The organism is bacterium (assembly GCA_040754625.1).
GTDB lineage: Bacteria > JACRDZ01 > JAQUKH01 > JAQUKH01 > JAQUKH01 > JAQUKH01.
Window position 1 is genome coordinate 1 of sequence record JBFMCF010000014.1, and the last position, 2,747, is coordinate 2,747.

Sequence of the window (2,747 nt, forward strand, 5' to 3'; positions counted from 1 at the left end):
GCTGCGCAATCCCGCCCAAAATTATTTCTTCCCTAAAAGAAAACGTAGTGCCTACGTCTGCCTGAAATCAGCTAATTACTTATCAAATAAAGAAATTTATTTTCGAGGTGTCAAAGTTCTGTGAAAATGCTATACATGAGTTTACGATTGCTGTAAAACTTAACCCAAAGGATTTCGCTTCCAAAAGGAACCTCGACTTGCTTAAATCAATGACCAGTTATGAAACAACTTAACCATATCTGCAGATCTTCTTTAGAATCTTGATGAACAATTTATTATGTTTTTCTGTTCCTATAGTTACCCTGATAAAATTTGGCAGCCCAAAACTATTTGCCGGGCGGACAATTATTCCATAGGCCAGTAATTTATCAGAGACAGCTTCTCCATCAGCGTTCAATTCAATCAATAAAAAATTGGCCTGGGTGGGAATGTATCGCAGTCCTATTTTATCCAGGGACATATAAAGATATTTTCTTCCGTTAAAAACCATTTCCCGTGATTTATCCAGCCATTCTTTATGTTCCAGCGAGAGCAGTGCCGCGCACTGGGCCAGCCTGTTAACATTAAACGGTTTTCTTACCAGATTAAGATGTTTTATTATTTCACTGTTCGCAATGCCATATCCGATTCTCAACCCTGCGAGGCTGTATACTTTAGAAAATGTCCGTAGAATAATAATATGTTTTTTTATTTTGCTCCTTATATATTCAACGCTATTGGGGAAATTTATATCATCCACATATTCTGCGTATGCTTCATCAAAAACTGTTATTACATGCCCCGGTAATAACCGAAGGAACTTTGAAACTTCTTCCCTTCTTACAATTGTCCCTGTTGGGTTATTGGGATTGCAGATAAAAACCAGTTTTGTTTTTGGGGTAATTTTTTTCAGTATTCCAGGCAGGTCATATTTACTGTCCTTTAACGGCACAAAAACACATTTGGCATCAGCTATTAAACTTGCAATTTCGTAATAACTAAATGTGGGTTTGCCAATAATTACCTCTTCCCCGGGACGCAAAAAGGTTTCGCAAACCATAGAAATAATTTCATCACACCCGTTTCCAAGGATGAAATTATCCGGAGAAAGTCCCCATAAACGTCCCAGCCTCCCGCAAAGTTCTTTCCCGCTCCCTTCGGGATACAAATATATTTCTTCCATGCAGGCCTTTAATTGCTTAATTACAAAACCAGGCGCGCCTAAAGCATTTTCATTAGAGGCCATTTTTATCACAGCCTCTTTTGGCATATTAAATTCTTTGCAAATCTCTTCTTTTGGCCGACCGGGAACATAAGGAGATATTTTAAAAAGGCTTGGCCTGACTAAGGACTTTAATTCTTTTTTTAACATTTTTTTATTTATATTTTAAAAAATTGGGTAATCAGCATGGCATACCCTGCATAGTTCTCCGTGAGAATTATCCATTCTTAAAAAATATGATTTTTCTTCTTTCCATCCAAAAAAAGATTTAGTTTTTATTACAGGGTTGTTATGCGGATTATGACATGTCCCGCAGGTAATTTCTCCATTTTCAAGCGGCAGTGTGCTTGGCACCTTAAAATCAGGAACGACTTCCAGGGGATGGTTCAAACCCAGTGCCCCTCTGTCATGGCATGGTTTACCGCACAATTCAGGAATACTTTTTTTAAATCTTGGTTCTTTTGCCTTCGCGTTATCATCCAGGATATGACATTGACTGCAGTCTTTTGCTTCTAATTCAAACTTATGTGTAGACTGGACATTTTTTAATTTTTCTTCTTCCGCGGGGATATTGGTTTTGTTATGACAATAAAGACAGTTCTCCGGATTATCGGCGAGGTTATGGGGATTACCCTCATTCTTTTTTTGGGCAAGATTTAATAAGACGGCATAAAAAGAAACTATGAATATTAAAGTTATACATATTAATTTTTTAATATTTTTTTTCATTTAAGAAAATACTGTTTTTTAGAATTTAAACTGGTTGATAATTTTGTTAAGATTTTCTACGCTATTTTTGATTTCTTTATTTTTTGGGGAATCATCCAAATAATTTAATTTTTGTAAACATTCTGAAAGTTTGTCAAATCCCGCTTTGATATTATTTAGCCGTGTGTTTAATTCACTCGTAAAAAGGTTTAATTTATCAGCCAGCAGTTCAAGCTCGTCAGTCTCGCGGAATTTTGTTTTAATGGTAAAGTCTCCTTTGGCAATTTCCTCCAAAGTTTTTTCAAAACGGTATAGCGGACCTGCTATTTTATGCGAAAAAACCAGAACAATAATTGTACTAACGGCCCCTGATATAAAAATAGCAAGTAACGTGGCAACTGCCACCGCGGGGAAAATAATCTCCCATGTAGACCTGATTTGTATATGTGACTGGTAAAATGTCCGCGCCAGGGCTTGATTTGTCATGCGGTAAACTGTCCACCCAAGAAACAAACTTCCTATAATAATCAGAGCCAAAAAAATGCTAATAAATTTTAACTGGAATGCTTTTTTAATAAAATAATTGCTGCGTTTTGTTTTTGCTTCCATTTTTAGCCCTCCCCAACAAAAGAAATTATCCCATAATTACAAATTCCTGTCAATTGCAAACAAATATTATAATTTTTTTTAGCTATTTCAATTTCAGGTTAAACAAGATGGCATAAATTACACGCAAAACCCGGCCGCAGTCTCTTGGTTTTTGACGCCTTCTCCCCTTCAAAATGCGGGTCATGGCAGGTTGTACATGTAATTTCTCCGTTCAAATCGAGCGGGAATC

The 2,747-nt window shown here is 36.5% G+C and carries 3 protein-coding genes; all 3 read right to left on the reverse strand.

Features of this window, described 5'->3' with window-relative positions; translation table 11 throughout:
• Window positions 1–229 precede the first annotated feature (229 nt).
• From hisC to AB1498_00890, 3 genes are read right to left on the reverse strand one after another with little or no spacing between them, the layout of a single operon-like run.
• Window positions 230–1,351, reverse strand: coding sequence for a histidinol-phosphate transaminase (gene hisC / locus AB1498_00880; GenBank protein MEW6086856.1), 1,122 nt, complete (start codon window positions 1,349–1,351; stop codon window positions 230–232).
• Window positions 1,352–1,366: 15 nt separating this feature from the next.
• A complete protein-coding gene (locus tag AB1498_00885; GenBank protein ID MEW6086857.1) occupies window positions 1,367–1,930 on the reverse strand; it encodes a hypothetical protein in 564 nt (187 codons plus the stop codon).
• Between the two features lie 18 nt (window positions 1,931–1,948).
• Entirely contained in the window at window positions 1,949–2,518 is a 570-nt protein-coding gene (locus tag AB1498_00890; GenBank protein ID MEW6086858.1) for a methyl-accepting chemotaxis protein, read from the reverse strand.
• Window positions 2,519–2,747: the final 229 nt, after the last annotated feature.

Excerpts from the sequence above, each read along its gene's own strand:
- hisC (MEW6086856.1), bottom strand. The coding sequence starts at position 1,351 with ATGTTAAAAAAAGAATTAAAGTCCTTAGTCAGGCCAAGCCTTTTTAAA.
- AB1498_00885 (MEW6086857.1), bottom strand. The coding sequence starts at position 1,930 with ATGAAAAAAAATATTAAAAAATTAATATGTATAACTTTAATATTCATA.
- AB1498_00890 (MEW6086858.1), bottom strand. The coding sequence starts at position 2,518 with ATGGAAGCAAAAACAAAACGCAGCAATTATTTTATTAAAAAAGCATTC.